Origin of the sequence: Oleiharenicola lentus, assembly GCF_051660365.1 — a bacterium.
Classification (GTDB): Bacteria; Verrucomicrobiota; Verrucomicrobiia; order Opitutales; family Opitutaceae; genus Lacunisphaera; species Lacunisphaera lenta_A.
Map to the genome: position 1 here is coordinate 860847 of NZ_JBOZXB010000002.1, position 26351 is coordinate 887197.

General features: G+C 60.2%; 21 protein-coding genes. 17 read left to right on the top strand and 4 right to left on the bottom strand.

Annotated elements, in window-relative coordinates; genetic code table 11:
- Positions 1–47 precede the first annotated feature (47 nt).
- The 11 genes from ACRRQW_RS18535 to ACRRQW_RS18585 all read left to right on the top strand — a co-directional run bounded on the left by ACRRQW_RS18535 (position 48) and on the right by ACRRQW_RS18585 (position 13591).
- Entirely contained in the window at positions 48–2450 is a 2403-nt protein-coding gene (locus ACRRQW_RS18535) for an ABC transporter permease (protein ID WP_438483110.1), read from the top strand.
- A 12-nt stretch (positions 2451–2462) separates the two neighbouring features.
- Positions 2463–4871 carry an ABC transporter permease gene (locus tag ACRRQW_RS18540; protein WP_438483111.1) on the top strand — a complete coding sequence of 803 codons (2409 nt, stop codon included), beginning with the start codon at positions 2463–2465 and terminating at the stop codon, positions 4869–4871.
- 18 nt (positions 4872–4889) lie between these two features.
- Positions 4890–7289, top strand: coding sequence for an ABC transporter permease (locus ACRRQW_RS18545; protein ID WP_438483112.1), 2400 nt, complete (start codon positions 4890–4892; stop codon positions 7287–7289).
- A gap of 227 nt (positions 7290–7516) precedes the next feature.
- Positions 7517–7981 carry a DUF2975 domain-containing protein gene (locus ACRRQW_RS18550; protein ID WP_438483113.1) on the top strand — a complete coding sequence of 155 codons (465 nt, stop codon included), beginning with the start codon at positions 7517–7519 and terminating at the stop codon, positions 7979–7981.
- A 309-nt stretch (positions 7982–8290) separates the two neighbouring features.
- Complete coding sequence (locus ACRRQW_RS18555) at positions 8291–10366, top strand: ATP-binding protein (protein WP_438483114.1); 2076 nt, start codon at positions 8291–8293, stop codon at positions 10364–10366.
- Entirely contained in the window at positions 10363–10935 is a 573-nt protein-coding gene (locus ACRRQW_RS18560) for a YdeI/OmpD-associated family protein (RefSeq protein WP_438483115.1), read from the top strand. The genes ACRRQW_RS18555 and ACRRQW_RS18560 overlap by 4 nt, the downstream gene beginning before the upstream one ends.
- 159 nt (positions 10936–11094) lie before the next feature.
- Positions 11095–11853 (top strand): alpha/beta hydrolase, encoded by a 759-nt coding sequence (locus ACRRQW_RS18565; RefSeq protein ID WP_438483116.1) that lies wholly within the window; start codon positions 11095–11097, stop codon positions 11851–11853.
- A gap of 15 nt (positions 11854–11868) precedes the next feature.
- Entirely contained in the window at positions 11869–12315 is a 447-nt protein-coding gene (locus ACRRQW_RS18570) for a low affinity iron permease family protein (protein ID WP_438483117.1), read from the top strand.
- A gap of 4 nt (positions 12316–12319) precedes the next feature.
- On the top strand, positions 12320–12778 hold the full coding sequence (locus ACRRQW_RS18575) for an SRPBCC family protein (RefSeq protein ID WP_438483118.1): 459 nt from the start codon (positions 12320–12322) through the stop codon (positions 12776–12778).
- A complete protein-coding gene (locus tag ACRRQW_RS18580; protein WP_438483119.1) occupies positions 12775–13014 on the top strand; it encodes a VF530 family DNA-binding protein in 240 nt (79 codons plus the stop codon). The genes ACRRQW_RS18575 and ACRRQW_RS18580 overlap by 4 nt, the downstream gene beginning before the upstream one ends.
- Before the next feature lies 1 nt (position 13015).
- Positions 13016–13591, top strand: coding sequence for a GNAT family N-acetyltransferase (locus tag ACRRQW_RS18585; RefSeq protein WP_438483120.1), 576 nt, complete (start codon positions 13016–13018; stop codon positions 13589–13591).
- Here the strand turns inward: ACRRQW_RS18585 and ACRRQW_RS18590 are convergent.
- Both ACRRQW_RS18590 and ACRRQW_RS18595 read right to left on the bottom strand, forming a co-directional pair.
- Complete coding sequence (locus tag ACRRQW_RS18590; RefSeq protein WP_438483121.1) at positions 13556–15316, bottom strand: tetratricopeptide repeat protein; 1761 nt, start codon at positions 15314–15316, stop codon at positions 13556–13558. The genes ACRRQW_RS18585 and ACRRQW_RS18590 overlap by 36 nt on opposite strands.
- 57 nt (positions 15317–15373) lie before the next feature.
- Entirely contained in the window at positions 15374–16117 is a 744-nt protein-coding gene (locus ACRRQW_RS18595) for a hypothetical protein (RefSeq protein ID WP_438483122.1), read from the bottom strand.
- Between the two features lie 181 nt (positions 16118–16298).
- On the opposite strand from ACRRQW_RS18595, the gene hemF reads away from it, so the two are divergent.
- The 6 genes from hemF (at position 16299) to lspA (ending at position 24212) form a co-directional block, all read left to right on the top strand.
- Positions 16299–17216 (top strand): oxygen-dependent coproporphyrinogen oxidase, encoded by a 918-nt coding sequence (gene hemF, locus ACRRQW_RS18600; protein ID WP_438483123.1) that lies wholly within the window; start codon positions 16299–16301, stop codon positions 17214–17216.
- Positions 17217–17287: 71 nt separating this feature from the next.
- Positions 17288–18313: a uroporphyrinogen decarboxylase gene (gene hemE, locus ACRRQW_RS18605; RefSeq protein ID WP_438483124.1), complete on the top strand. Its 1026-nt coding sequence runs from the start codon at positions 17288–17290 to the stop codon at positions 18311–18313.
- Position 18314: 1 nt separating this feature from the next.
- Positions 18315–19697, top strand: a complete 1383-nt coding sequence (hemG, locus tag ACRRQW_RS18610) for a protoporphyrinogen oxidase (protein WP_438483125.1) — start codon at positions 18315–18317, stop codon at positions 19695–19697.
- Positions 19698–19772: 75 nt separating this feature from the next.
- Positions 19773–22640, top strand: coding sequence for an isoleucine--tRNA ligase (ileS, locus tag ACRRQW_RS18615; protein ID WP_438483126.1), 2868 nt, complete (start codon positions 19773–19775; stop codon positions 22638–22640).
- Between the two features lie 19 nt (positions 22641–22659).
- Entirely contained in the window at positions 22660–23607 is a 948-nt protein-coding gene (locus tag ACRRQW_RS18620) for a TraR/DksA family transcriptional regulator (protein WP_438483127.1), read from the top strand.
- A gap of 122 nt (positions 23608–23729) precedes the next feature.
- On the top strand, positions 23730–24212 hold the full coding sequence (gene lspA, locus ACRRQW_RS18625) for a signal peptidase II (protein WP_438483128.1): 483 nt from the start codon (positions 23730–23732) through the stop codon (positions 24210–24212).
- 1 nt (position 24213) lies between these two features.
- Here the strand turns inward: lspA and ACRRQW_RS18630 are convergent, their stop codons facing one another.
- The gene (locus ACRRQW_RS18630) at positions 24214–25083 is read right to left on the bottom strand and encodes a YicC/YloC family endoribonuclease (protein ID WP_438483129.1); all 870 of its coding nucleotides are present in this window, start codon (positions 25081–25083) and stop codon (positions 24214–24216) included.
- On the bottom strand, positions 25080–26294 hold the full coding sequence (gene trpB / locus ACRRQW_RS18635; protein ID WP_438483130.1) for a tryptophan synthase subunit beta: 1215 nt from the start codon (positions 26292–26294) through the stop codon (positions 25080–25082). Before trpB ends, ACRRQW_RS18630 begins: the two co-directional genes overlap by 4 nt.
- Between the last annotated feature and the right edge of the window lie 57 nt (positions 26295–26351).

Consider the following 26351-nt stretch of genomic DNA (forward strand, 5'->3'; position numbering starts at 1 on the left):
TTTAATTCCTCCCACTGCTGACAGCGAACTCAACCCAAACCTCCCCCATGCTCGCTGACCTCAACCACGCCCTGCGCTCGCTGCTCAAAACTCCCGGCTTCACGCTTGTCGCCGTGCTCACGCTGGCCCTGGGCATCGGGGCCAACTCCGGCGTTTTCAGCTTTCTCAACGCCATTCTCGTCAAGCCGCTGCCGCTGCCCAACGTCGAGGAACTCGTCTATGTCGGCGAATATTCGAAACAGGTGCCGAACATGTCGGTGTCCTATCCGAACTTTCTCGATTGGCGCGACCGCCAAAAAAGCTTCGCGCACTTTGGCACATTTCGCACGCAGAGCTTCAACTACATCGGCACGAGCGAAACGCAACGGGTGGTGGGTGCGCAGTTTTCCGCCGACGTGTGGCCCGCGCTGGGCGTCACTCCAAAACTCGGTCGCTGGTTCACAGCCGACGAAGACAAACCCGGCGCCGCGCGCACGTTGCTCATCAGCGAACGTTTTTGGCAAAACACGCTCGGCGGCTCGCCTGATATTCTCGACCAGAAGCTCACGCTCAGTGGCGAAATTTATACGATCATCGGGGTGATGCCCGCGCACTTCCAGATGCCGCAAGGCCGCCCCGATGTGTGGATTCCCTTCGGACTTTTCGCGGCGCAAAACATGGAGCGCGGCAACCACCCGGGCCTCTATTGCATCGGGCGCTTGAGCCCCGGCGTCACCTTCGAAAGCGCCCGCACCGACCTCACGGCCATTGCGAAACAACTCGAAACCGAATACCCGCAAAGCAACACCGGCACGTCGATCTCCATGATGACGCTCGTCGACCGCGCCGTCGGCCAGCAGCGCTCCGCTGTCTGGGTGAGCTTTGCCGCCGCGTGCTGCGTGTTCCTGATCGCGTGTGCCAACGTGGCCAATCTCCTGCTCGCGCGCGCCGCCGTGCGCGGGCGCGAATTCGCCGTGCGTGCCGCAATCGGCGCGAGCCGCTGGCGGCTGGTGCGTCTGGTGCTCGCGGAAAGTTTTCTGCTCGGACTCGCCGGCACCGGCATCGGCTTGCTCGTCGGCGACGCGACGATGAAAGGCATCAAGACGCTCATCCCCGCCAACTCAGCCTTCGGCCACCAAGTCGAGATGGACATGAATGTATTTCTTTTCTCCGTCCTCGGTGGCGTGGGCATCACGCTGCTTTTCGGCCTGGTGCCCGCCATCACGAGTTCGAAGGTGAATCTCAATGAAGCACTCGCCGCCGGCACGCGTTCGGGCGGCGGTCACGTTAACGCCCGCTGGCGCTCCGTGCTGGTTTCGGGCGAATTTGCGCTGACCTTAATCCTGCTTTTCGCCTCCGGACTGATGATTCGCACCATCTTCAATCTCTACCGCGCCGACACCGGATTGAAAACGGATCATGTGCTGAGCTTCAGTTATTCGATGCCGGGCCGCGATTGGGCCGATGCTTCCAAGCGCACCCAACTCCTCGACCGCGCGCTGGAAAAACTCAGTGCCCTCCCCGGCGTCTCGCACGTCGCACTCACGAATCCGCTGCCGCTTTCCGGCAACGGCAACCAAACTTTTTTCACGCCCGAAGGCCAACCCGAGCCAGCTCCCGGCCAGGGTTTTTCCACGGAGAACAACGCCGCGAGCGGTAGGTATTTCGACACGATGCGCATTCCCATGCTGCGTGGCACCGCGTTCACCGACCGCGAAAAAGCGGACGACCCGCGCGTGTGCATCATCGACGCCAAGTTCGCTGAAACGCATTTCGTCGGACAGGATCCGATCGGTAAACGCATTGCGATGGGGCCACCCAACCAGCGCGTCTTCTCGACGATCATCGGCGTGGTCGGTCACGTTGAAAACTACGGCATCGGCGAAGATTCGCGCGTGCAGCTTTACTATTCCTACCGTCAGTTAACTCCGGGAACCGTAAGCTTCGTTCTGCGCACAACCCTCGAGCCCGCCGCACTCACCACCGCAATTCGCAACACGATGCGCGAACTTGAGTCGACGCTGCCCATTTTCTCCGTGCGCACGATGGACGAAGTTTTTGACGGCACCGTCACCAACCAGCGCATCATGCTGACGCTGCTCTCGGTGTTTGCCGCGCTCGCACTGTTCCTCGCCGCCATCGGGCTCTACGGCGTGCTCAGTTACATCGTCGCGCAACGCACGCGAGAAGTCGGCATCCGCATGGCGCTCGGTGCCACGTCTAAAAACGTCAGCCAGCTCATGATCGGCCAAGGCCTCAAGCTCGCTGCTTACGGTTTGGGGATTGGCTTGGTCGGTTGCCTCGCGCTCGCGCAAGTTTTGAAGAGTGTAGTTTATGGAGTCTCGCCGCGCGATCCGCTGAGTTTGGTGGCAGTCACCGCCTTGCTCATCGCAATCGGGCTCATTGCCAGCTGGCTGCCAGCGCGACGCGCCACCCGGATCAGTCCGACCGAAGCGCTGCGCGCTGAATAGAAAGCCCACTCAATGCTCCACGACCTGCGTTTCGCCCTTCGTTTGCTGATAAAAAGCCCCGGCTTCACGGCCGCGGCGATCGTGGCGTTGGGCTTCGGCATCGGTTTGTCCACCTCGGTGTTCAACGCCTTTGCGGGAATTCTGCTCCGTCCGCTGCCGCACTTGAAAGACGAACACCGGCTCGTGTTTCTCAACTCGCAACAAATCGATAAACCGGACGATTACTACGAACTCTCGCTGCCTGATTTTCTCGATATCCGAAAGCAGTCAAAGACGCTCGAAGGCGCGACCACCACGATGGATCGCACGATGATCTTTGCGGGCGCGGATCCGCAACGCGTGTTAGGTTCGTCAATTTCCGTGGAAGGCTTGGCCATGCTCGGAGTCACGCCGCATCGCGGCCGGCTTTTTACCGAGGCGGAGGGCAAAGCGGATGCGCCTCGCGTCGCGATCATCGGCCATGCGCTTTGGAAACAACGGTTCGCCGGCAAGGACGAAGTCGTCGGCCAGACCGTCGAAGTCAACGGAGCGATGCACACCATCATCGGCGTCATGCCGCCCGGGTTCACGTTTCCCGACACCAGCGAAATGTGGGTGCCGTTTATCTACGAGAACGAAGACAAGGAGCGCGGCTCACACGATTTCCCCGGCTGGGCGCGGCTTCGTCCGGGCGTCACGCTCGACGAAGCGAAGGCAGAAATTGCCACGCTCGCGGCGCAACTCGCCCTCACTTACAAAGACACCAACGAAGGCAAAACCCTCGCCGTGCGCCTCGTGCGCGAAGAAGCCACGGAAGACGTCAGCGAACTCATGAGGCTGATGCTCGGCGCGTCGATTATCGTTTTACTAATCGCGTGTGCCAACGTCGCCAACCTCATGCTCGCGCGCGCGGCAGGGCGGTCGCATGAAATTGCGATTCGCATTTCCGTCGGCGCCACGCGGGGTCGCATCATGCGACAAGTGCTGACGGAAAGTCTTTTGCTCGGCGCACTGGGCGGAGCGTTCGGCCTGTTGGTCGCCACGTGGGCGGACAGCATTTTATTTGCCGGCGTGCCCCCAGCGCAGATCGCCTTCTGGATGACGTTTGGATTCGACTGGCGCGTTTTCTCATTCGCCTTTGGCGCAGCGATTATCTCGGCGCTGATTTTCGGGTTGTTGCCGGCATTGCAAATTTCCCGCAGCGCTTCCGTCGACCTCCGCGAAGGCAGTCGCTCCGTCACGAGCAGTCGCAACGCCCGGATTTTCCGCCAATCGCTCGTCGTGGCGCAGATCGCGCTGTCGTCGGTGCTGTTGATTGGCGCCGGGCTTTTCGTGCGGAGTTTCCTCAAACTCCAATCCACGCCCCCCGGGTTTGATCCGAAAAACGTTATCACCTTCCGTGTCGGCCTGCCACCCACTCAATATAAAGATAAAGCGCAAATCCGGGCGTTCTTCGACAAATTGACTCCCACGCTCGAGGCGATGCCCGGCGTGGTCGCGGCCGGTGCGACGCACGTGCTTCCGAGCAATGGCAATGATCGAACTGCATTCCTGCTCGAAGGCGAACCGATGCCCAAAAACTTAGTGGACGCGCCGCACGCAGTCTTTCACGCCGTCACGCACGGCTACCTCAAGGCGATGCGAATTCCGCTGTTGCGCGGGCGCGAGTTCAACGAAACCGACACGCGCGACAAGCCGATCGTCGCGCTCGTTGACCAGCGTTTCGTCGACCGGTGGATGAATGGCGCCAATCCCATCGGCAAACGCGTGAGCCTCGGCCTCTACAGTGACCCCGATCGCAAGTGGGCCGAAATCGTCGGCGTGGTCGGCAACGTTCCTCAAAAACTCGACGAGCCTTACGAGATTGGCGGCCTGTATTACTCGATCGATCAGAGCGAAAATAATTTCGTCAACTACGCGCTCCGCGTGACCGGCGATCCGGCTTCTTACGGCAAAGCGATCCAGAAAGCGGTGCTCTCCGTGCAGCCCAACATTCCGATCTATCATTTGCACACGATGGAATACATCCAGGACACCGCTTATTGGGCTCGCCGGTTTTTCAGTCAGGCGTTCGGCGCGTTCGGGCTCGGCGCATTGTTTCTCGCCGCCCTCGGCGTTTACGGCGTGATGGCCTATTCCGTCACGCAGCGCACCGCCGAGATCGGCGTGCGCATGGCGCTCGGTGCGTCCGAGAAAGACGTGATGCGCCTCGTGAGTCGCCAGGGGTTGATGCTCGTCGCCCTGGGCATCGGCATTGGTTTAATTTCCGCGCTCGGTCTCACGCAATTAATGGCGAGCCTGCTTTACGAAATCAGCCCGAGCGATCCGCCCACGTATTTCGCCCTGACGGGCGTGCTCGCAATCACCGGCCTCATCGCTTGCTGGCTGCCCGCGCGCCGCGCTGCGCGCATCAACCCGCTCGTCGCAATTCGCACTGAATAATTTTTCCGCTCCTCCCTCATGAACGATTTCCGCTTCGCCCTCCGCTCGTTGCTCAAGACGCCCGCGTTCACCCTCATTGCGCTGATCACGCTTGCCCTCGGCATCGGCGCCAACACCTCGATGTTCAGCGTGCTCAACGCGCTGCTGTTGCACCGGCCGAGCTACTTCGAACCTGATCGCTTGTTGCGGATCTATCGCACGACGCCTTCCTCGCAACTCGGGCCGCAATCCGCCGCCAACTTCATCGACTTTCAAGCGCAGGCAAAAACCTTCAGCCAGCTCACCGCGATTTCAAAAGGCCTCAGCAATTTTGCGCACGCGGGCCAGCCGGCCGAGCTCGTGCCCGGCTTGTTGGTCAGCGGAAATTTTTTCACCACGCTTGGCGTGCAACCGTTGTTGGGCCGTGCGCTCACTCCGGAAGACGACCGCGCCGGCCAAGAAAAAGTGATCGTGTTGAGCGAGCCGTTCTGGCGTCAGCGTTTCGCCGCGAATCCTGAAGTGATCGGCCAGCAGGTCCGCATCGATGGCGAACTCGTGAGCGTGGTCGGCGTGATGCCGGCGGGCGTCGAAGACCGGCTCGTGTGGGAAAATGTTTCCACGTGGCGGCCCCTCGCCTTCAGCGACGAGACGCTCAGAGATCGCGGCGGCCACTGGCTTTCCGTGATCGGCCGGCTCCAACCGCACGCGACCTCGGTCGAAGCGTTTGCTGAACTCAGCGCACTCGCGGCCGAGATCGCCCGGCTTCATCCGCAGACCAACGCGCAGGCCGGCGTGAATGTCGCGCCGTTTCTGCGTTCTATGCAGGATGGAAAAACACGCACCCTTTCACTGTTTGCGATGAGTCTCGCCGGCTGCGTCTTGCTCATCGCGTGCGTGAATCTCGCCAACCTGCTCTTCGCGCGCAACGTCATCCGCGCCCGCGAACACGCGATTCGCGCCGCACTGGGGGCCACGCGTTTCCGACTCATCCGCCAGTCGCTCGCCGAGAGCATCGTGCTCGCCGCCGTCGGTGGCGCGCTGGGCTTATTGATCGCCACGTGGGGCAACGCCGCGCTCGGGACGCATCTGATGGTCGCGGATCAGCCGATGGAATTAAAACTCGATTGGCGCATCATCGGATTCGCCGTCGCGGCCGCCTCGTTCGCCGCGATTTCGTTCGGGTTGCTGCCGGCCCTGCTCGCCTCGCGCACTGACGTGAACGACGCGCTCAAACAAGGCACGCGCGGCTCCACCAGCGCCACACATCATCGGTTGCGCCACGGCTTGATCGTGGTCGAAGTCGCCCTCGCGCTCGTGCTGCTGTCCGGCGCGGGATTTTTCATTCGCGGGTTGGACCGTTTCTTCATGCGCGACCACGGCTGGCAACCCGCCGGCTTGCTTACCGCGAACCTGCGCCTCCCCGCCGCCACGACCGAGGCCGAGCTCGTTTCATTTTACGAACGCTTGCAGCCCAAACTCGAGGCCTTGCCCGGCGTGGAAAAAGTCAGCCTCTCGCGCACGTTGCCTTTCTACGGATTCGGTTGGGGCCAGCGTTTTATTGTCGAAGGCCAGCCCGCGCTCGTCGCCGGCAGTGAGCCGATGCGCGATGTGAATCTCGTTGCGCCCACTTACTTCGACACCCTCGGCATCACACTGATCGACGGCCGCGCGTTTAATTCCTCTGATCTTACTGGCCCGATGCGCACCGTCATCGGCGAATCGATGGCGCGCAAATATTGGCCCAACGAAAGCGCCATCGGCAAACGCATCGCCCATCCTAACCGCCCGACTGAATGGCAGGAAGTGATCGGCGTCGTGCGCGATTTGAAATTCGCCTCCAGCCTCGAAAATCCCGGCAAGCGATTTCAAACCTACCGCCTGCTCACACGCGAAACCGACAACAGTCTTTCGATCGCCCTCCGCAGCGAATTGGAGCCTGCCGCGCTCGCGGCAACGTTGCGCCGCACCGTCGCCGAGGCTTCCCCGGAAGCCACGATCAACAACATCATGCCCGCGCTGCAAGTGGTCGAACTCAACACGGCCAACTACACGCTCATCGGTTGGATTCTCACCGCGTTCGCGCTGCTCGGACTTGGCCTCGCCGCCATCGGACTCTACGGGGTCATCTCCGGCTACGTCGCCCAACGCACGACGGAAATCGGCATTCGCATGGCGCTCGGCGCGGAAATCCGCGACGTGCTGCGACTCGTGTTGGGACAAGGCCTGCGCCTCGCCGCGCTGGGGATCGTGCTCGGATTAGTGGGCGTGTGGTGGGTCGCGTCGCTGTTGAGCACACTGATTCCCGCGCTACCGGCCGCTGAACCAATCACCGCGCTCGCTGTGACCGGCGCACTGCTCGCCACGGCGTCACTCGCGTGCTGGCTCCCCGCCCGCCGCGCTGCGAGCATTAACCCCATCACCGCGATGCGCGCGGACTGATCGCTGAGGAAACAGCGAGCACTGAACTTCGAACCACTAACCTCGAAGTGAGCCGGGCCTTGCTGCAGGTGGCGTGGTAATTTTGCAGGCGGTGCGGAAGAAGAGACTGACCGATTGGACGAAATGCCATCCGCGCATCGCATTCCCGGCTGAATTCACGCGGAATTCATCGCCGCTTCATATGCGCTTCACTAGGGGGAGTCATTCTAGCGTCCATTGATCTCACTATGAAAAATAGCTCCGCATTCTTGTTTCAGATCGCCGTGGTGGTCATCGCCCTCGGCACCCTCGCCCTGATGCTTGGTGAACCTCACTTCGAAGGTCGCAATGCTCACGCGACGACCTTCGAGATTTATTTCAACGATCCTCTCCTCGCGTATGCTTATGCGGGTTCGATTCCGTTTTTCGTGGCACTCTACCGGGCATTCGGGCTGTTCGGGCACGTGCGGCAAACCGGGAAATTCTCGCGCGTGACCGTGGATGCTTTACGCGCCATCAAATGGTGTGCGCTGGCTCTCATTGTTTTCGTGACGGGCGGAGTGGGGTTCATCATGAGGATGGGCGACCAAGAAGACCGGACGGGGGCGATTTCCATGTGCTTCTTCATGATTGTCGCGTCGAGCGTCGTTGCGACCGCTGCGGCGCTGCTTGCACGGAATCTAAAAAACACCCTTGAAGCCCGCTCGGGTTGAGGGTGACCGAAGTTCAATCGCTCGCGTCTGTCGTTTTTTGACGACAACCGTGAGGCGAATCCATGAGGTGGTATTCTCATTATCGGTAGGGAGAATCCTCCGGATAAGCCGCGGCTCGGGCTCGTCGAGACGACGCGCCCTACTTGCGCCAAAACCATTTTCTCGCTCGGCGGGATTCCCCCGAGAAATATGGCGTGGAACGTGCAGCAGTCGCGACTAACTCAGCCGCAGACGAGTTGCCGTCAGGGTCGTCACCGACCTAGCGAGTGATTGCATCGTGCGGCTGATTTTGTCATTCGAATCACTTCAATGGTTAAGATTTCCTCCGCCCTCTTCCACCGCCGAACCTACCGCGTGGGGTTGATGGTGGCCGGATGGATGGCTCTCGGCCTGAGTGGATGGACGCAGACGCTGCCCGGCGAGCCGAAGCTGACGCAGCAGCCGGTTGTCGCAGCGAAAAAGTCGAAACGTGTGCTGTCTCACCTCCCGGATGTCCCGCACGGCAACGATGCTCCGGCGGACTATAGCAAGGCCATCAAGGCCAGCGCCGCCCGTTACGCCGAATTCTACACCACTTCCAAGCTGGTCGACGCCATCGCCGAAGCGCGCAACGGACTTGCGATCGCCGAAGCCGCCCATCGTCCCCGCGACGAGGCTGAGTTTCTGAAGGCTGCGCTTTATGCGAGCTGGCTGATGGGCGAATCGACGGCGGGTTTCGACTACGGCCAGCGGTTGCTCGCCGCCGCGGATAAATTCGACGACGACCGCCTGCGTTCCATCGGACATCGCGTGATCGGCACGATTTTTTATCAGCTAAAAAACATTCAGAAGCAGCGCGAGCATACGGAACTGGCGTTGAAATTTGCCGAGCGCGCCAACGACCAACCGCTCCGCGTGGCGGCGATGAATAACCTGGGCAACATGTATATGGCCGAGGGCAACCTCAAGCGCGCGAGGGAAATCCACGAGGAGGTGCTCGGCTACCGTGAAGCCAACGGCTACCTCTGGGACGCCGCGGGCTCGCTGACCAATCTCGGCGACGTCGCCGAGCGCGCGGGTTCCCTCGAGGAAGCGCTCAAGTTTCAAGAACGCGGGCTCGCGATCCGCGTCGACCTCGACGACCGCCGCGGCCAAGTGCGCTCGCTCGCGCAAGTCGCCGGCGTGCTCCGCAAACTCGGTCGCACGGACGAGGCCCTCGTGCGCATCGTCGATGCGAGCAGCCGCGCCAAATCCATCGGTGGAAACGATCTCCTCAACCTCGTTTACACCGAGCTCGCGTTGGTGCACGAAGCGAAAAAATCCTACGGTGAAGCCCTCGCCGCCGAACGCCTCGCCGCCCGCGGGCGCGATCAATTTGCCGGCGAACAGGCCCGCATCCGCGCGTCGGAGTTTGAGAAGCGCATGGAGCTTGAACAAAAAGAAAAAGCCATTGAGCGACTGGATCGAGAACGCGCGTTGCAAGCGGCGGAACTCAAAGTGAAGGAAGCGGAAATCTTACGGCAAAAGGCGGAGATCCACGCGTCGGCTTCGGAAACGAGCATCGCGCGATGGCAGCGTGGCGGCTTGCTCGCACTGTTATTGGTGGGCGGCGCAGGCGTGGCGGCAATCGTCAGCCGCCAGCGTCTGAAGATCGCCGCAGAACGTCGCATCCACGCTGAAACCGTCGCTGCGAAAGAAGCGGCCGAACAAGCCAACGTGCTCAAATCGCGCCTCATCGGCATCGTGTCCCATGATATTCGCAGCCCGTTGAGCAGTGTGATTTCGCTGACTGACGAAATGCGCGAAGAGCAACCCGCCGATCGCCACGATGAACGCCTCGATCTCATCGCGCATCAGACCGAACTCGTGGTGGCATTTGCGCAGGATTTGCTCGATGCGACCGCGCTGGAGAGCGGCGGCATCAAACTCAATCGAACAACGGTCGACATGTCCGAGATTGTGCGCGCGTCCACCGGACATTTCGCCGTTCGCGCGAAGGCCAAACGACAGATTTTGAATTTTTCTCCGGCATCCGGCGGCAGCGCGCAACTGAACGGCGACGCCACCAAGCTCCAGCAGATCGCGACGAACTTGATCAGCAACGCGCTGAAATACTCGCCAGTGGGCGCGACCGTCGATGTCAGCGTGCGGCGCGTCGACGACCACGTGTTGCTCATGGTGCTCGACCAAGGCCCCGGCATCACGCCCGACGAAATCGCGCGACTCTTTCAACCTTTCGCGCAGTTGCGCGCCAAACCCACCGGCGGTGAATCGTCGACGGGGCTCGGATTATCCATCGCGCACGAACTTGTCCGCCTGCACGGCGGCACGATTCGCGTGGAGCCCTCGCCAAGCGGGCGCGGCTCGCTCTTCGTCGTGGAATTGCCCGCCGATTCCGTGGCATGAAGCCAAGTTTTTTCAAGACGCAGGCTTTGTTTCGGGAGTGGCTGGAAGCGAACCACGCAACGAGCACAGAATTTTTCGTAGGCTTCTACAAAAAGACCTCCGGCAAAGGCGGGCTCACCTGGCAGGAAGCGGTCGATGAAGCGCTCTGCTTCGGCTGGATCGACGGCGTGATGAAAAGTCTCGGACCGGAAAGCTACATGCACCGGTTCACGCCGCGTCGCGCCGGCAGCACGTGGAGCAACATCAACGTCGCTCACGTCGCCCGCCTCACCGCCGCCGGCAAAATGCATTCCGCCGGCGTGAAAGCATTCGAAGCCCGCACGACGGGCAAGACGGGCATCTACCGTTACGAACAGGCCACGCCGGCATCGTTAATTGAAAAATTTCCGACCGCGCTCGAAAAAAACTTCCGAGCTGCCAAGGCCGCCTGGAAACATTGGGAAGCGAGCCCGCCCGGTTATCGCCGCCGGCAGACCGATTGGGTCGCGAGTGCGAAGCAAGCCGCAACCCAACAAGCGCGCCTTGCACGACTCATCGCCGCGCACGCAGCCGGGCGTCGACTGCTCTGAAAAACGACCGCAGCGGAACGCGCTGATCTCGGTGCGCTTTTGTCGTTAACGTAGCGCCCTGCGGTCGGATCGCTCAACCTTGATGGGCTGCGCTTGAAAAATGCGAATTGCGCGAACCCTCGCCCACGGTCACCTGTCAGAGGCATCGCCTCATCTTTTATGAAACTCCGCCTCTTACTCCTCTCCCTGTGCGTCGCCCTCTTCAGTTCGCTGCATGCCGCCGATGCTGCCCCGTCAAAACCAGTCATCGTATTCGTGCACGGCGCGTGGGGCGGCGGCTGGCAGTTCAAAAAAGTGCAGCCACTGCTCGAAGCACGCGGCTATCAAGTGTGGCGCCCGACGCTCACAGGATTGGGCGAGCGTTCGCACCTCGCCACACGCGACATCGGCCTCGCGACGCACATCGAGGACATCGTGAATTTCCTCCGCTTCGAAAATCTCACCGACGTGATTCTCGTCGGGCACAGCTACGGCGGCATGGTGGTCACAGGCGTGGTCGACCGCGCGCCGGAGCGGATTAAGCGCGTGATCTACCTCGATGCGATGGTTCCTTCCGACGGCGAGAGTGCGATGAGTGTGCGCGGCGCGCGCCCCGATATGCCCATCGAAAAAATGGCGAAAGACGGCTTCGTGATTCCTTTCTGGGTCAAGGCCGACAAGCCCTACCCGCGCGACGTTCCGCACCCGCTGAAAACATTCACCGACCCGATTGAATTAAAAAATCCCGCGGCGAAAAAGGTTCACGCCAGCTACATTCTCACCGTCGACAAAGGCAAAACCGCCGAACAGGACGACTTCTACGCGCAATCGCTCCGAGCCAAGGAACGTGGCTGGCCCGTTGTCCAGATGGAGGCCGATCATAACCCCCAATGGTTTCTGCCGGAGGCCACGGTCGAGCAGCTGTTGAGTATTCCTTAAACACGCCCGTTCATTATGTCACATTCGCCCCGTCACCGTCGAGGCCACGGCATCGTTACCCGGCACAGTTCGTGGTTTAGCCGTTTCGCGCGCAAGGCGGCGTGCTACGCCGGCAAACCGGTGACGTTTGGCTGCTCGGTTGCCTTGATCGTCGCGTGGGCGGCGAGCGGCCCGCTTTTTGGTTTCACGGACACGTGGCAACTCGTGATCAACACGACCACCACGATCGTCACCTTCCTCATGGTGTTCCTTATCCAGAACAGCCAGAACCGCGACAGTGAGGCGCTGCAGATCAAACTCGATGAGTTGATTCACAAACTCGACACCGCGGACAACGCGTTGCTCGATCTCGAAGAACTCGAGGAGGACGAACTCAACGAGATTCGCCAGCGCTACCTCGACGCCGCAAAAAAAGCCCGCGAGATCGCTGACAAGAAAGCCGCGTCGCGAAAATCAAAATAAGCCGATGGTGCACACGCTTCATCGCACTCAATTTATTCCCGCCTCGCCGGAACGCGTCTGGGGTTACTTCGCGACGCCGAGTAATCTGAATGCACTCACGCCACCTGAGTTGCATTTCGAAACGCTCGGCAAACCCGGTCCGATGCACGCCGGCCAGTTAATCGCTTATCGGATCCGCATCGCGCCGGGCATCCGCGTTCGCTGGCTCACGGAAATTCGCCACGTGCGCGCGAACACTTACTTCGTGGATGAGCAGCGCGCGGGTCCGTATAAATTGTGGTATCATGAACATCACTTCGCCCCGAAAGATGGCGGCGTGGAAATGACTGACCATGTGACCTACGCACTCTCGTTTGGCCCGATCGGCGACCTTGTGCATCGATTCTGGGTTCGACCCACGTTGGAACGCATCTTCAACTACCGCCGCGAACAAATCGCGCGCCACTTCTCCGCTTCGCCATGAACCAATCTCCGTCCAAAGACCCGCTGCATGGCGTCACGCTCGAAGCGATTGTCACGCAACTCTCGCAACATTACGGCTGGCCCGAACTCGGCCAGCGCATCGACATCCGCTGCTTCAACCACGACCCGAGCGTCAAATCGAGTTTGGTCTTCCTACGCCGCACGCCGTGGGCACGCGCGAAAGTGGAAGAACTTTATCTCTATTATTTGCGCACCAAAGACGCGCCATCGTCCTGACATGGCGGCGATAAAATTATCGCTCGCCACCGCTGAAGACGCGGAAGCCATCGCTGCATTGCGCAACGCGATTTCCGACCACCTCACCTTCAATCACGGCCGCGGCCCGTGGACTGTGCATCACACCACCGCCGGCGTGCTTTCCGATCTCCGGAACGCCAAACTCTACGCCGCATTGCGCCGCGACGAAGTGATTGCGTCGCTCAAACTCGCCACGAAAAAACCGTGGGCGCTCGATCTGAAATTTTTCACCCCCGTGGAAAAGCCACTTTATCTCACTGCGCTCTGCGTAGCGCCCGAGTTTCAACGTCGCGGCTACGGTCGGGCCTGCCTCGATGAAGCGCTGAAACTCGCGCGCCGCGCCGAGGCTGGTGCGATTTTTTCGAATGCCTTCGACCATCCTACCGCAGGAGCAGGCGAATTTTACGCCAACTGCGGGTTTAAAGAAGTTGGGCGCGTCACGGATCGCAGCACCGCGCTGCGCTACTACGAAATGGTTTCCGGAAACGCGTCCGCTTTTCTGCGGGGTATTTCACGCGCCTCATTTTGCGTTCAATCGCGATTCCGCGTCGTCTAACAAGCGCTCGATCGTGACATTGAGCGGGTCGAGACGGCGGGCGATCCGGAGTTCGCGCAACCCTTGTTGCTCATAGCCGAGGTCGATCCAGAGTTTCCCCAAGGTCGACCGCGACCGCGCATTGTAGGGACTCACGGCAAGCGCCATGCGCAGTTGCGCGGCAGCGCGGCGAAGGTCTCCTTGCTGGATAAAGACATTCGCCAGCCCAACCCGCGCCTCCGGTAGCGACGGTAAGATCTCCAGCGCTTCCTCAAAGTAACCGATCGCCTCGGGATATTTTTTAAGTTTCCCGGAAATAACCCCGAGGTTGGAAAGAATTTTCGGATCGCCCGGGCGAAGCGCATTGGCCTGCTGGTAATGTCTCAGCCCGGTTTCGTCCTCGTCCACCTTAACGTAAAAATTCGCCAGATTCAGGTGCGCAAGCGCGGCGTGCGGATTTACTTCAAGCGTGTGCGTGTAGAGCGCGACTTCATCGTCGTAGCTGCGACTTAGTTTAAAGGAGATCGTCCCATACACTCCCGCGAGCACCACGCCGGCCGCAAAAACCAGTCTGGGCGCACGCAACAATTCGCTCACCCCTGCCGCCAGCAACACGATCACGCCGAGCGACGCGAGGTATTGGAAATGGTCGGCAACGAACGAATATTGAAACGGAAACACATCCACAAAGCCAAGCGCGGGAAACAGCGTGCCTCCGAAAAACAGCGCGGCCGCCAGCGGCCCGCGCCGGCGACGCGCCAGCCAGCACAAGCCCGCGACGGCGATCATTGCCGCGAGCGGCCAGAGGTATTGCACCGCCTCGCTCTGGCTGATGTGCCAGCGCGGATAGACAAAAACGAGATCGACCGGCCACACGAGTTTGCCGGCGTAGAACCACACCACGCGCCCAGCGATCAAACAACGCTCGACCAGGGTGTATTCGAAATCGGAGCCACTCGCGCCGATCTGGTATTTCTCCACGCATGCCGTGAACAGTCCCATGATGATCCCCGCTGCAAAAAACGGAATCAGCGGCTCCACCTCACGCCGCCAGGAAAGACGCCCGCGCTGCCACCAGAAGATCACTAACAACGCCGCCGGCAGCGAAGCCGTCACCGTTTTCGAGAGCAACGCGCAGAAAAAAAGCAGGAAGGCCAACAGGTAGTCGCCGCGCCGTTTTTCTTCGGCATAGCGCAAGTAAACCCACAGCGCGCTCAAATAGAAGAGCGCGGACAAAGTGTTTTTAATTTCCGAAATCCACGCGACTGATTCCACCATCACCGGATGCAGCGCAAAAACCACCGCCGCCAGCGCTGCGCACCGCACACGCAACCGCGTCAAAACGGCGAACACCAGCAGCGCATTCGCGGCATGCAACGCGATGTTGAGCAAATGATATGCCGTCGGATCCTGCCCGAACAAACGATTCATCACCCAAAAAACACTGTGCGTGAGTGGATAGTATTGCTGCGCGGCTCCGGGAATAAACCAAATCGCCCACAACCCGCGCAGCGAACGCAGCAGACGCGGCGTCATGTGGCCGTCGTCGTCCCAAATGAAACCGGCCGTCCACACCGGCTGATACGCCGCGAACACCGCGATCACCAACGCCGGCAACAACCACCAGAGCCGCACATTCCCGCTCGGAGTTTTCGGTGCATGCTCAGGAGTTGCGGAAGAATGTCCGGATTCGTTCATCGACGCTTTGCAGCAGTAAGCACGCGCTTCAGCGCGAGGGAAAGACAAAGGTGCGAGAACGAACAGGGCGGTTGAGGATAACCGCCCCTACCCACTCACTTTTCCTCAATGCACGTGGCCATCGTGCCCGTGCTCCACGAAAAATACCAGCAACCCGAGCACCGAAAAAATCGCCCCGAGCAACGCGGCTTCGTAGCGCTCGAGTTTTTGAATCGGAAGTTTGTCCATGCCGATCAGCGTGAGCCAGGTGAAGAGCAGCATCCCCGCGAGGGTGCCGACCGCCAGGATCAAGCTCAGCACCACGAACCCGCGCCAGCCAAACTGCACGCCGGAAAGATAAACGGGCAAAAACCCTTCGCACGGGGAAAGCGTGAGCATCAAAAACAAACCGCTGATTACTGGCCAGTCGCCTGCCTTGAGCGACATGAGTTTCGTGCCTTTCAATTCCTCGTCCCAATGACTGTGTCCGCCATGGCCATGACCGCAGTGCTCGCTCGCTTCGTGATGGCTGCCTGGCGCGTGATGGTGCAACACGCCACGCCCGCTGAGTTGGCGCCAGAAATAGAACGCACCGATTGCCAGCAGCACCGAGCCGGCGACTTTCGGGAAAAGTTCTTCGGCCCGCTCGTCTAATTGAAACCCAAACCACGCAATGCCGAGCCCAAGCAAACTCGTGAGCGCGACATGCCCGAGACCGGCGAACGACGAAACTGCGAGCGTTTTAGCATGGCTCCATTTACGCGTCTTCGAAACCAGCACAAACGGCAGCCAGTGCGTGGGAATGGCCGCATGAAAAAACGCCACGGTGAATCCCGTAAGAGCGATGGTGGTGAGAACGGCGGAATTCATGCGTGGTGCGGAACGAGAAGGAAACCAGGGTGCAGGTGCGTGTCGAACCCGGACTCTACCAAAGTCGTCAAGGGGTGCGCTGAACTTTTATCACCCTCGTAACGGGTGCTGCTACCCTTGCACCATGGACTTAAGTGGTTGCGACAGGCAAAGAGCCGCGTTTCCTTGTCCAGCTCAACTTATGCCGCCCGATCTCCACGCTGTCCGCACCTACCTGCTTTCGTTGCAGGACCGGATTTGCGCGGCCTTGGAAGCAGCGGATGGCGGCAAATTCGCCGAAGATCTTTGGACACGCGCAGAAGGTGGCGGCGGCCGTTCCCGCGTGCTAAGCGATGGCGCGGTGTTTGAGAAAGCCGGCGTGGGCTTCTCGCATGTAAGTGGAGCAACCCTGCCCGCTTCGGCGACCGCGTCGCGGCCGGAGCTGGCCGGTAAATCCTTTCACGCCGTCGGTGTTTCACTGGTGATTCATCCGCGCAATCCATACGTGCCGACCACGCATATGAACGTGCGTTTTTTCATCGCGGGCGAAGGCGAGCGCGCGATCTGGTGGTTCGGCGGCGGCTTCGACCTCACTCCCTATTACGGCTTCGAGGAAGATGCGGTGCACTGGCATCGCACGGCGCGCGCTGCGTGCGCTCCGTTTGGGGAAACCCTTTTTCCAAAGTTCAAGAAATGGTGCGACGACTACTTTTTCCTGAAGCACCGGGGTGAACCACGCGGCGTTGGCGGCATCTTTTTCGATGACTACAACGAACCGGGTTTCGAAAAAAGTTTCGCCCTGATGCGCAGTGTCGGCGATGCGTTCCTCACGGCGTATTGGCCGATTCTCGAAAAACGCCGCGCCCTGCCGTTCGGTGAACGCGAGCGCGATTTTCAACTCTATCGCCGCGGGCGCTACGTGGAGTTCAATCTCGTATGGGATCGCGGCACGCACTTCGGCCTGCAAAGCGGCGGTCGCACGGAATCGATTTTGATGTCGCTGCCGCCACTGGTGACCTGGCGCTACAACTGGCAACCCGAACCCGGCACGCCCGAAGCGCGACTCTACGACGTTTTTCTCAAGCCTCAAAACTGGGCTGAATCCATCAACCACGAATAGACACGAATGACCACGAATAGAAAAATCTCCTGCACCGCTCGCGTGCATTCGTGTGCATTCGTGGTTTCCTCATGACTTCCCGCGAACGCTTCCTCTCCGCTGTCGCCTGCCAACCGCTCGACCGTCCGCCCGTTTGGATCATGCGCCAGGCCGGTCGCTATTTGCCGGAATATCGCGTCTTGAAAGCGAAGTCGTCGTTTCTCGAAATGGTGCGCACACCCGAACTCGCAGCAGAAGTAACGCTGCAACCGCTGAAACGTTTCGCGTTCGATGCTGCGATTATCTTTTCCGACATCCTCGTGATCCCCGAGGCGCTCGGCCAGGGCTACAAATTTCGCGACACAGGCGGCATCGGGATGGATTTCCGCCTCGAAAACAAATCCCAGCTCGACCGTTTAAATCCCGACGGCGTCGCGCAGCGGCTCGACTATGTCGGTCAAGCGCTCGCGCGCGTGAAAGCCGAACTCAAAGGCGAAAAAGCACTGCTCGGTTTCGGCGGTTCCCCGTGGACGCTCGCAACTTATATGCTGGAAGGCGGCAGCGCGGACGAATTCGAGCGCGCGAAAACTGTTTTCTATTCCGACCGGCCGTTTTTCGAGGCGCTGATGCAAAAACTCACGAAGGCGCTCATCGATTATTTCCACATGCAGATCCGCGCCGGCGCGGATGCGATCCAGATTTTCGATTCCTGGGGCGGCATTCTCGCCGGTCAGGATTACGAGGCGGCGTCGTTGCGCTGGATTCGTGAAATCATCGCCGCGCTACCGAAAGATTTCCCGGTGATCCTCTACGCCAAAAACACGCCGACCCAGTTGACCGACCAGGCATTCAGCGGCGCACGTGTGCTCGGGGTGGATTGGACGCTTGATCTCGGCGTTACGCGCCGCCTCGTGCCCAACAACATCGCGCTGCAGGGAAATCTCGATCCCGTGCTCATGAACACGACGCCGGAAATCGTGCAGCGCGAAGTCACGCGTTTGCTGGAAACCATGCGCGGCGCGAACGGTCACATCTTCAATCTCGGTCACGGCATCATGCCGCAGGCGAAGATCGAGTGCGTCGACGCGCTCGTGAATACCGTCACACACTGGAAATAACATGCCCGTCGCCTCGCCGAAATCCATCGCAGTTGTCGGCGCGGGATTAACCGGACTTTCCGCCGCGTGGCACCTGCATCGCGCCGGGCATCGCGTGACGGTGTTTGAGAAAGCCCCGGATATCGGCGGTGTCGTGCGCACCTCGCAACGCGACGGCTGGCTCATCGAAGCCGGCCCGAATTCCATCCAAGAAAACGGCGCGGTCGCGGAATTGATTGCGCAACTCGGACTGCAAACCGAGCGCGTCGCGGCAAATCCCGCCGCCGCGAAACGGTTTATCGTGCGCCGCGACCAACTCACACCTGTGCCGCTCTCGCCGCCCGCGTTGCTCGCGTCGCCGTTATTTTCGCTCGGCGCGCGTTTTAAAGTCCTGACCGAATTGCTCACGCGCCCGCGCGTGCGCACCACGGATACGAGCCTCGCCAGTTTTGTTACGGCGCATTTCGGGCGCGAGATCACTGACTACGGGCTCAATCCATTTGTGTCGGGCGTTTACGCGGGCGATCCCGAGAAGCTGTCCGCGCGTTATGCCTTCCCGCGCCTGTGGCAATTGGAGCGCACGCACGGTTCGATTTTACGCGGCATGAAAGCCGAAACTGCCGCTCGTCGCGCCAGAGGCGAAACCTCCGGGGCCGCGCCGCTCATTTCATTTCGTTCCGGGTTGCAGGCGTTGCCCGAGGCACTCGCAAACGCGCTCCCGGCCGGGTCGGTGAAAACCAACGCCACGGTGACCAATATCATTCCCGGTCGTCCGTGGAAAATCATCTGGTCGCGCGACAGTGCCGTGCAGACGTCGGAATTCGACGCCGTCGTCCTCGCCTTGCCTGCGGGCGGCTTGGCGCAACTGGCGTTTGGCACGCTCGGCGAACGTCCGTTAGCCACGCTCGATCACCAGCCGCACCCGCCGGTCAGTTCGCTTTTCCTTGGTTTTAAACGGGAGCAGGTCACGCATCCGCTCGATGGTTTCGGCATGCTCGTGCCAGCCCGCGAACGCCGCAATCTCCTTGGCGCGCTCTTTTCCTCCACGCTGTTCCCCGGACGCGCGCCGGAAGGTCACGTGGCGCTGACGGTTTTTGCCGGGGGCGCGAATCGGCCGGAGATGGGCCGTTTGGAAACAGCGGAACTGGTCGAGCGGGTGCTGCCGGATTTGCGCGAATTGCTCGGCGTGACGGGCGAGCCGGCCTTCGTTCACCACACATTCTGGCCGCGCGCCATCCCGCAATACAACCTCGGCCACGAGCGTTTCGTGGAGCCGTTGACCCGTTGCGAAAATAGCCACACGGGGCTGTTTATCGGCAGTAATGCCAAAGATGGAATCTCTGTCCCAGACTGCCTGAAAAGCGGCGCTGAACTGGCCAGAAAAGCGGGCGAATTCTCCGCCTGAGAGACCGGGCAAATCCCGACTGTCTCGCCACTTGACTACCCCCTCGTGCTGGGTAGCCTGCGCCCCTTATTTCAGATGGCCAAAGAGCTTAAAGACACCCTCCTGCTTCCTAAAACCGACTTCTCCATGCGGGCAGGTCTCGTGCAACGCGAACCGGGACGGGTCGCCCACTGGGAAAAGATCGACCTCTACAACGCCATCCAACGCAAGCACGCCGGCAGCGCCAAGACCTTTGTCCTGCACGACGGCCCGCCATTTACTAATGGCGACGTCCACATCGGCACCGCGCTGAACAAGACGCTCAAGGATATCGTCAACCGCTACAAATCCATGCGCGGTTACCGCACGCCTTACGTGCCGGGTTGGGACTGCCACGGCCTGCCGATCGAGCAAAAAGTTTCCCAGGAAATCCGCGAAAATAAACTCGAACTCACGACCGCCCAACTGCGGGCCAAATGTGACGAGTTTTCCGAAAGCTGGATCGCAAAGCAGACTTCGCAGTTCAAACGCATCGGCGTCCTCGCCGACTGGAAAAACGAATACAAAACGAAAGCCCCGGCCTTCGAAGCGGATGTCGTGCGCACCTTCGCCGCGTTCGTGGAAAAAGACCTCGTTTACCGGAGCAAGAAGCCCGTGTATTGGTCGATCCCCTTCGAAACCGCGCTCGCCGAAGCTGAGATTGAATACAAAGACCACGTCTCCATCGCGATCTGGGTGAAGTTTGCCATTCCCGCTGAGGAAGCGGCGAAGTTCAACCTGCCGACGGATAAGCCCATTTCAGTCGTCATCTGGACGACCACGCCGTGGACAATTCCGGCCAATCTCGCGATCGCACTGCACGCGGAAGTCGATTACGTCGTCGCTGATCTCGGCGCGGAACGCATCATCGTCGCCGAAGCCTTGCTCGGCTCGGTCGCCACTGCCGCTAAACTCGAACCCCAGCCCACCGTCGTGCAAACGATGAAGGGCGCCGTGCTCGAAAAGATGCAGCCGCGTCACCCGTTTATCGATCGGCCCTCGCCGATCGTGCTGGCCGATTACGTTACGACCGACAGCGGCACCGGCGCCGTCCACACCGCGCCGGGCCACGGTGCGGAGGATTACCAAACCGGCCTGAAGTATAAGTTGGAAATTTACTGCCCGGTCGGTGATGACGGCAGATACCTCGACGACGGCAAGGTGCCCGCCGACCTCGTCGGCCTCACCACGCTCGAAACCGTCGAAGACTTGAAAGCGAAGAAACCTTCGCCGGCGAACCTCGCCGTATTGAAAAAACTGTCCACGCCTGACGCCACGGGACACGTCGCATTGCTCGCCAAGGCGAAATACCCGCACAGCTACCCGCATTGCTGGCGCTCGAAGACGCCGATCATTTTCCGCGCGGTCGACCAGTGGTTTGTGTCGCTCGACAAATCCGGTGTCCGCCAGACCGCACTTTCCGAAGTCTCGAACATCGCGAAAAACCAAGGCTGGATTCCCGCGTGGGGCGAAGCCCGCATCCGTGGCGCCGTCGAGTCGCGTCCGGATTGGTGCATCAGCCGTCAACGCTCATGGGGCGTGCCGATTCCGGCGTTCTACGATTCCAAGAAAAAAGCCTATCTCGACGCCAAGGTCGCACGCGCCATCGCCGACAAGATCGCGCAACACGGCACCAACCTCTGGTATGAATCCGATGCCGCGCAAATCCTCGATTGCATAACGCTGCCCGCCGACTGGCCCGCGCCGAGTGAACTCACTTGCGGACGCGACACACTCGACGTGTGGATCGATTCCGGTTCGACCCAAGCCGCCGTGCTCAAACACGGTCAAGGCGGCACCCACTGGCCCGCCGATCTCTATCTCGAAGGCAGCGATCAACACCGTGGCTGGTTCCAGTCGTCGCTCTGGTGCAGCGTCATCGCGTCCGATGCGGCGCCTTACAAAGCGGTGCTCACGCACGGCTTCATCGTTGATAAAGATCGCCAAAAAATCTCGAAGAGCAGCACGTATCAAAAACCGCAAACCGCCGAGGCCTACATCGCGCAACACGGCGCGGACGTCATCCGTCTTTGGATCTCGTCGCAGGACTTCCGCGACGACATTCCCGTCGACGACGAAATCCTCAAAAACGTCGGCGAGGCGTATCGCCTGCTGCGTAATACGTTCCGCTTCCAGCTTTCGAACCTCTTTGATTTCGACGCCACCAAAGACTCAGTGCCCGTCGCGCAACTCAACGTGCTCGACCGCTGGGCGCTGCACCAAACCGCAATTCTTTTCGAAGAGTGCACGAAGGCTTACGACGCCTACGAATTCCACCGCGTTTACCAGCTCTGCAACCAGTTCTGCTCGGTCACGCTTTCCGCGACCTACCACGATGTGTTGAAGGATCGCCTTTACACGCTCGGCGCGGCGCATCCGCTCCGCCGTTCATCGCAGACCGCGATTCACCACATCTTCCAGACGCTGATTAAAATTCTCGCACCAATCGTCACCTTTACGGCGGACGAAGCGTGGTCGTATCACGTCGCCAACGCGGAATATTCCGACCGCTCCATCCACCTCGAAGACTGGCCCGTCGTCTCGACCGACTGGCGTAATGCCGAGGTCGAAGGCGAAATGGCGACCCTCCTCCAGCTTCGCGCCAAGGTGAACGAAACCCTCGAACCGCTCCGCCAAGCCGGCACCATCGGCAAGTCGCTCGATTCCGTCGTGACCATCACCGGTGCGGCGGATGACGCAATGTTCAAGGTGTTGGAAAAACACCGGGATTTTCTCTCCGAACTGTTTATTGTTTCGCATGTCACTCTGGCCGCCCAAGCTGCCGAAGCGATCAGCCTCACCGCCCGTCATGCCCGCGAAGACGGATTCGTCCGTTGCCCGCGTTGCTGGCGATGGGTGCCGGCGCTGCACACGACTCCCCACGGAGAAGTTTGCCCACGCTGCGAAGAAGCCCTTAACTCCTAATCTCGACTTTTATATGGCCATGAAGAAAAAGCTCCCCGCAAAAAAATCCGCTCCCGTCAAAGCTCCTGCTAAATCTCCCGCCAAGCCCGTGGTGAAAGCGGCTCCGGCTAAATCTTCATCCAAGCCAGCAGCCGCTCCGGCCAAAACCGCCGCCGCTGCACCTGCCAAAAAACCTGCAGCCGCGGAAGCCCCGGGTAAAGCTGGCGGTAAACAACCCCTCAACGCTGCCGAACTGAAGCGCATGCTCCTCGAGCGCAAAGCCGCGCCGAAAGCCATCGCCTTCAGCCTCGATGAAGTGCGCGAGATCGCGAAAAAGAACGAGACTCAGATCGAAACCGCCGCCAAGACCGCCAAAAGCGCCACGGCAAAATCGACCAAGGTCATCGATGCCGCGAAGCTTGAGAAAGCCGCGAAGCCGCACCACGTGAAGCCTGCTTCGCTGATGGACATTCTCGGTTTCAATCCCGCCAAGGGCAAAAAGCCTTCCGCGATGATCGATGAATCTGAAGTGCCGGAGAAATTCCGCCGTTACTATCGCCTGTTGCTCGATCTTCGCCTGCACGTCCTCACGCAACTCGGCGAACACACCGAAGAGACCTTGCTTAAGTCTTCGAAAGACGACTCTGGCGATCTTTCCGGCTACGGCCAGCACATGGCCGATGCCGGCACCGATACCTTCGACCGTGATTTCGCATTGAGCCTCGTTTCCAACGAACAAGAAGCGCTCGCCGAAATCGAAGCCGCGATCAAACGCGTGCACGACGGCAGCTATGGCATTTGCGAAACCACGCAAAAGCCCATCGCCAAGGAACGCCTACTCGCGGTCCCATTCACCCGCTATTCCGCTGAGGCCAAGAAACAAGTCGAGCGTCACTCACACCGTGCCCAGCAACGCGGCGGCCTCTTCGGTGAAGCCGGCGAAGAAGACGGTGGCAAAATCACCGCCGACGACAGCGGCGACGAATAAGTCACCCGCGGTTGGCCCCACTCAGTTTGAAACTTTCGCCCTCACCAACCGCGTCCGTTCCGCCCAATTCGCCTGCGGAGCAACCACGACAATCTGCGCCTGAACCCACCCGGTTCTCGCGCGTGCTCGCGTATCGCCGCCTGTGGATCATTGCGGCCATCATCTTCGTTGCCGACCAGGCCACCAAAATTTGGGTGAATGCGACTTTGCCCTTCAACAGCTATGGCCTCGACGGAATCACGGTCATTCCCGGATTTTTCAATCTCGTGCACGTCGGTAATACAGGCGCGGCCTGGAGCATGTTTTCGGGACGTAGCACGCTCCTCGCGTTGCTTGCGCTCGCCACGCTCGTCGCCCTCTTTTTCTGGCGCCGCCATCTTGGCTTGAAACATCCCACCGCGCAAATCGCGTTCGGCCTGCTATGCGGCGGCATCGTCGGCAACCTGGTCGATCGCTTGCTCCACGGCCACGTGATCGATTTCGTCGACCTCCATTTCGGCAACTACGTTTATCCCACGTTCAACGTCGCCGACTCGGCGATTTGCGTGGGGGTGTTCTGGTATGTGCTCTGGTCGCTGCGCCAGCCGACCAGTTCAAACACGTAACTCACTCGACGTTCGCGATCTGTTCGCGGACGCGCTCGAGTTCATTTTTGAACTCAATCACCTGTTGCGAAATCGCGAGATCGTTGGCCTTGCTGCCGATCGTGTGAATCTCGCGACCGATTTCCTGCAGGATGAACTCTGCTTTGCGGCCGATCTCGCCCTTTGCTTTAAACAGATCGCGCAGCTGGGAAAAATGACTGCGTAAACGCGTCAGCTCCTCCGTCACGTCGCAGCGATCGGCAAACAACGCCACTTCCTTCAAAACCCGCTCGTCGTTGAGGTCGAGTTCCAGCCCCGCCTGACGCAACCGCAGGTGCAGCTGTTCACGGTAACCACCGCTGATCAACGGTGCCCGCGCGGCAATGGCATCGAACGCTTGCTGAAGTTTCAGCAAGCGACCGAGAAAATCCACGAGCAGCGCCTCGCCTTCTTTCGCGCGCATCGCGGAAAACTCACGCAACGCTTGATTCACCGTCGCGAGCACAATATCCGCGGTGGCCTCATCAGCCGAAAGCGCTGAACCCGTGCGTTGCGCGCTCGCGATCTGCCAAAGTAATTCGCCCGTCGGCTCGAATTTCACCCCGCGGGCCGCCGCGACGCGCTCGAGTTTTTCTAAAATTACAGCGATCGCTTCCTCATCCCATTCGGCATTCGCGCCGGACTTACCTTCAACGTCGACGGCCACGTGCACCTTGCCGCGCAACGCGACTTTGCGCACCGCGTCGCCGACCGCCGCTTCAAAGGGTTGCCACTCATCCGGCAAAGCGAGCGTCAAATCCAGCCCGCGGCGATTCACGGAGTTGACCTGCACGGTAAGCGTCTGCGCTCCCAACGTGGCCGTGGCGCGACCGTAGCCTGTCATGCTGTTCATGCGGAAATCATTTTTTGCACCTGCTGCACGTCCTTGTCGCCGCGACCGCTGAGGTTCACGAGGACGATCTTGTCTTTTGAAAGTGCCTTCGCGCGCTTGAGGCCGTGGACGATCGCGTGGGTTGATTCGAGCGCGGGAATGATTCCCTCCAGTCGCGAGCAGAGCTTGAACGTCTCCAACACTTCTTCGTCAGTCGCGTAAGCAAAATCGATCCGACCGTTCTCGCGATAAAATGCGTGCTCCGGCCCAACCGCGGCGTAGTCGAGGCCCGCGCTCACCGAATGCGTCGGCTCGATCTGGCCATCGTCATCTTGCAACACGTAGGTCTTGCAGCCTTGTAACACGCCGAGTCGGCCCCCGGCGAAACGCGCCGCATGCTCGCCGCGCGCGATGCCACGGCCGCCCGCCTCGACGCCGGTCATTTTGATATTCGGCTCGCTGAGAAATTCGAAGAACAGCCCGATCGCGTTGCTTCCGCCACCCACGCACGCCACGAGTTCATCGGGCAAGCGGCCTTCGCGAGCGAGGATCTGTGCGCGAGCTTCCTGGCCGATCACGCGATGAAAATCGCGCACCATCATGGGATACGGATGCGCGCCATAAGCCGTCCCGAGAATGTAGTGCGTGTCGCGCACATTGGTCACCCAGTCGCGCATCGCTTCGTTCACCGCGTCCTTGAGCGTTTTCTGGCCGGCGTCCACGCCGACGACTTTCGCGCCCATCAGACGCATGCGGAATACGTTCAGCGATTGCCGCTCCATATCCACCGCGCCCATGTAGATTGTGCAGTCGAAGCCAAATTTCGCACACACCGCCGCAGTCGCCACGCCATGCTGACCGGCGCCGGTTTCCGCAATGATGCGTTTTTTTCCCATGCGCTTCGCCAGCAATGCCTGGCCGATAGCGTTGTTGATTTTGTGCGCGCCGGTGTGGAGCAAGTCTTCGCGTTTAAAATAAATCTTCGCCCCACCGCAGTGCTCAGTGAGGCGCTCTGCGAAATACAGTTCGGTCGGGCGGCCGGCGAATTCCTTGAGATGATGCCTCAGTTCCTTTTGAAATCCGGCGTCGTCGCGCGCGAGTTCGTAAGCCTTGGTCAGTTCTTCAAGCGCCGTCATCAACGTTTCCGGAACGTAGATGCCGCCATACTGGCCAAAACGGCCGGTGGCATCGGGAAGCTTGGTTTGTTCGAGCGGTGAAGAAGCAGCGGACATGAGTCGGAAAAAGTAGAAACCGATCGGGCCAAACGCAAACGGGATTTCCGGCATACA

Excerpts from the sequence above, each read along its gene's own strand:
- ACRRQW_RS18535 (WP_438483110.1), top strand. The coding sequence starts at position 48 with ATGCTCGCTGACCTCAACCACGCCCTGCGCTCGCTGCTCAAAACTCCC.
- ACRRQW_RS18540 (WP_438483111.1), top strand. The coding sequence starts at position 2,463 with ATGCTCCACGACCTGCGTTTCGCCCTTCGTTTGCTGATAAAAAGCCCC.
- ACRRQW_RS18545 (WP_438483112.1), top strand. The coding sequence starts at position 4,890 with ATGAACGATTTCCGCTTCGCCCTCCGCTCGTTGCTCAAGACGCCCGCG.
- ACRRQW_RS18550 (WP_438483113.1), top strand. The coding sequence starts at position 7,517 with ATGAAAAATAGCTCCGCATTCTTGTTTCAGATCGCCGTGGTGGTCATC.
- ACRRQW_RS18555 (WP_438483114.1), top strand. The coding sequence starts at position 8,291 with ATGGTTAAGATTTCCTCCGCCCTCTTCCACCGCCGAACCTACCGCGTG.
- ACRRQW_RS18560 (WP_438483115.1), top strand. The coding sequence starts at position 10,363 with ATGAAGCCAAGTTTTTTCAAGACGCAGGCTTTGTTTCGGGAGTGGCTG.
- ACRRQW_RS18565 (WP_438483116.1), top strand. The coding sequence starts at position 11,095 with ATGAAACTCCGCCTCTTACTCCTCTCCCTGTGCGTCGCCCTCTTCAGT.
- ACRRQW_RS18570 (WP_438483117.1), top strand. The coding sequence starts at position 11,869 with ATGTCACATTCGCCCCGTCACCGTCGAGGCCACGGCATCGTTACCCGG.
- ACRRQW_RS18575 (WP_438483118.1), top strand. The coding sequence starts at position 12,320 with ATGGTGCACACGCTTCATCGCACTCAATTTATTCCCGCCTCGCCGGAA.
- ACRRQW_RS18580 (WP_438483119.1), top strand. The coding sequence starts at position 12,775 with ATGAACCAATCTCCGTCCAAAGACCCGCTGCATGGCGTCACGCTCGAA.
- ACRRQW_RS18585 (WP_438483120.1), top strand. The coding sequence starts at position 13,016 with ATGGCGGCGATAAAATTATCGCTCGCCACCGCTGAAGACGCGGAAGCC.
- ACRRQW_RS18595 (WP_438483122.1), bottom strand. The coding sequence starts at position 16,117 with ATGAATTCCGCCGTTCTCACCACCATCGCTCTTACGGGATTCACCGTG.
- hemF (WP_438483123.1), top strand. The coding sequence starts at position 16,299 with ATGCCGCCCGATCTCCACGCTGTCCGCACCTACCTGCTTTCGTTGCAG.
- hemE (WP_438483124.1), top strand. The coding sequence starts at position 17,288 with ATGACTTCCCGCGAACGCTTCCTCTCCGCTGTCGCCTGCCAACCGCTC.
- hemG (WP_438483125.1), top strand. The coding sequence starts at position 18,315 with ATGCCCGTCGCCTCGCCGAAATCCATCGCAGTTGTCGGCGCGGGATTA.
- ileS (WP_438483126.1), top strand. The coding sequence starts at position 19,773 with ATGGCCAAAGAGCTTAAAGACACCCTCCTGCTTCCTAAAACCGACTTC.
- ACRRQW_RS18620 (WP_438483127.1), top strand. The coding sequence starts at position 22,660 with ATGAAGAAAAAGCTCCCCGCAAAAAAATCCGCTCCCGTCAAAGCTCCT.
- ACRRQW_RS18630 (WP_438483129.1), bottom strand. The coding sequence starts at position 25,083 with ATGAACAGCATGACAGGCTACGGTCGCGCCACGGCCACGTTGGGAGCG.
- trpB (WP_438483130.1), bottom strand. The coding sequence starts at position 26,294 with ATGTCCGCTGCTTCTTCACCGCTCGAACAAACCAAGCTTCCCGATGCC.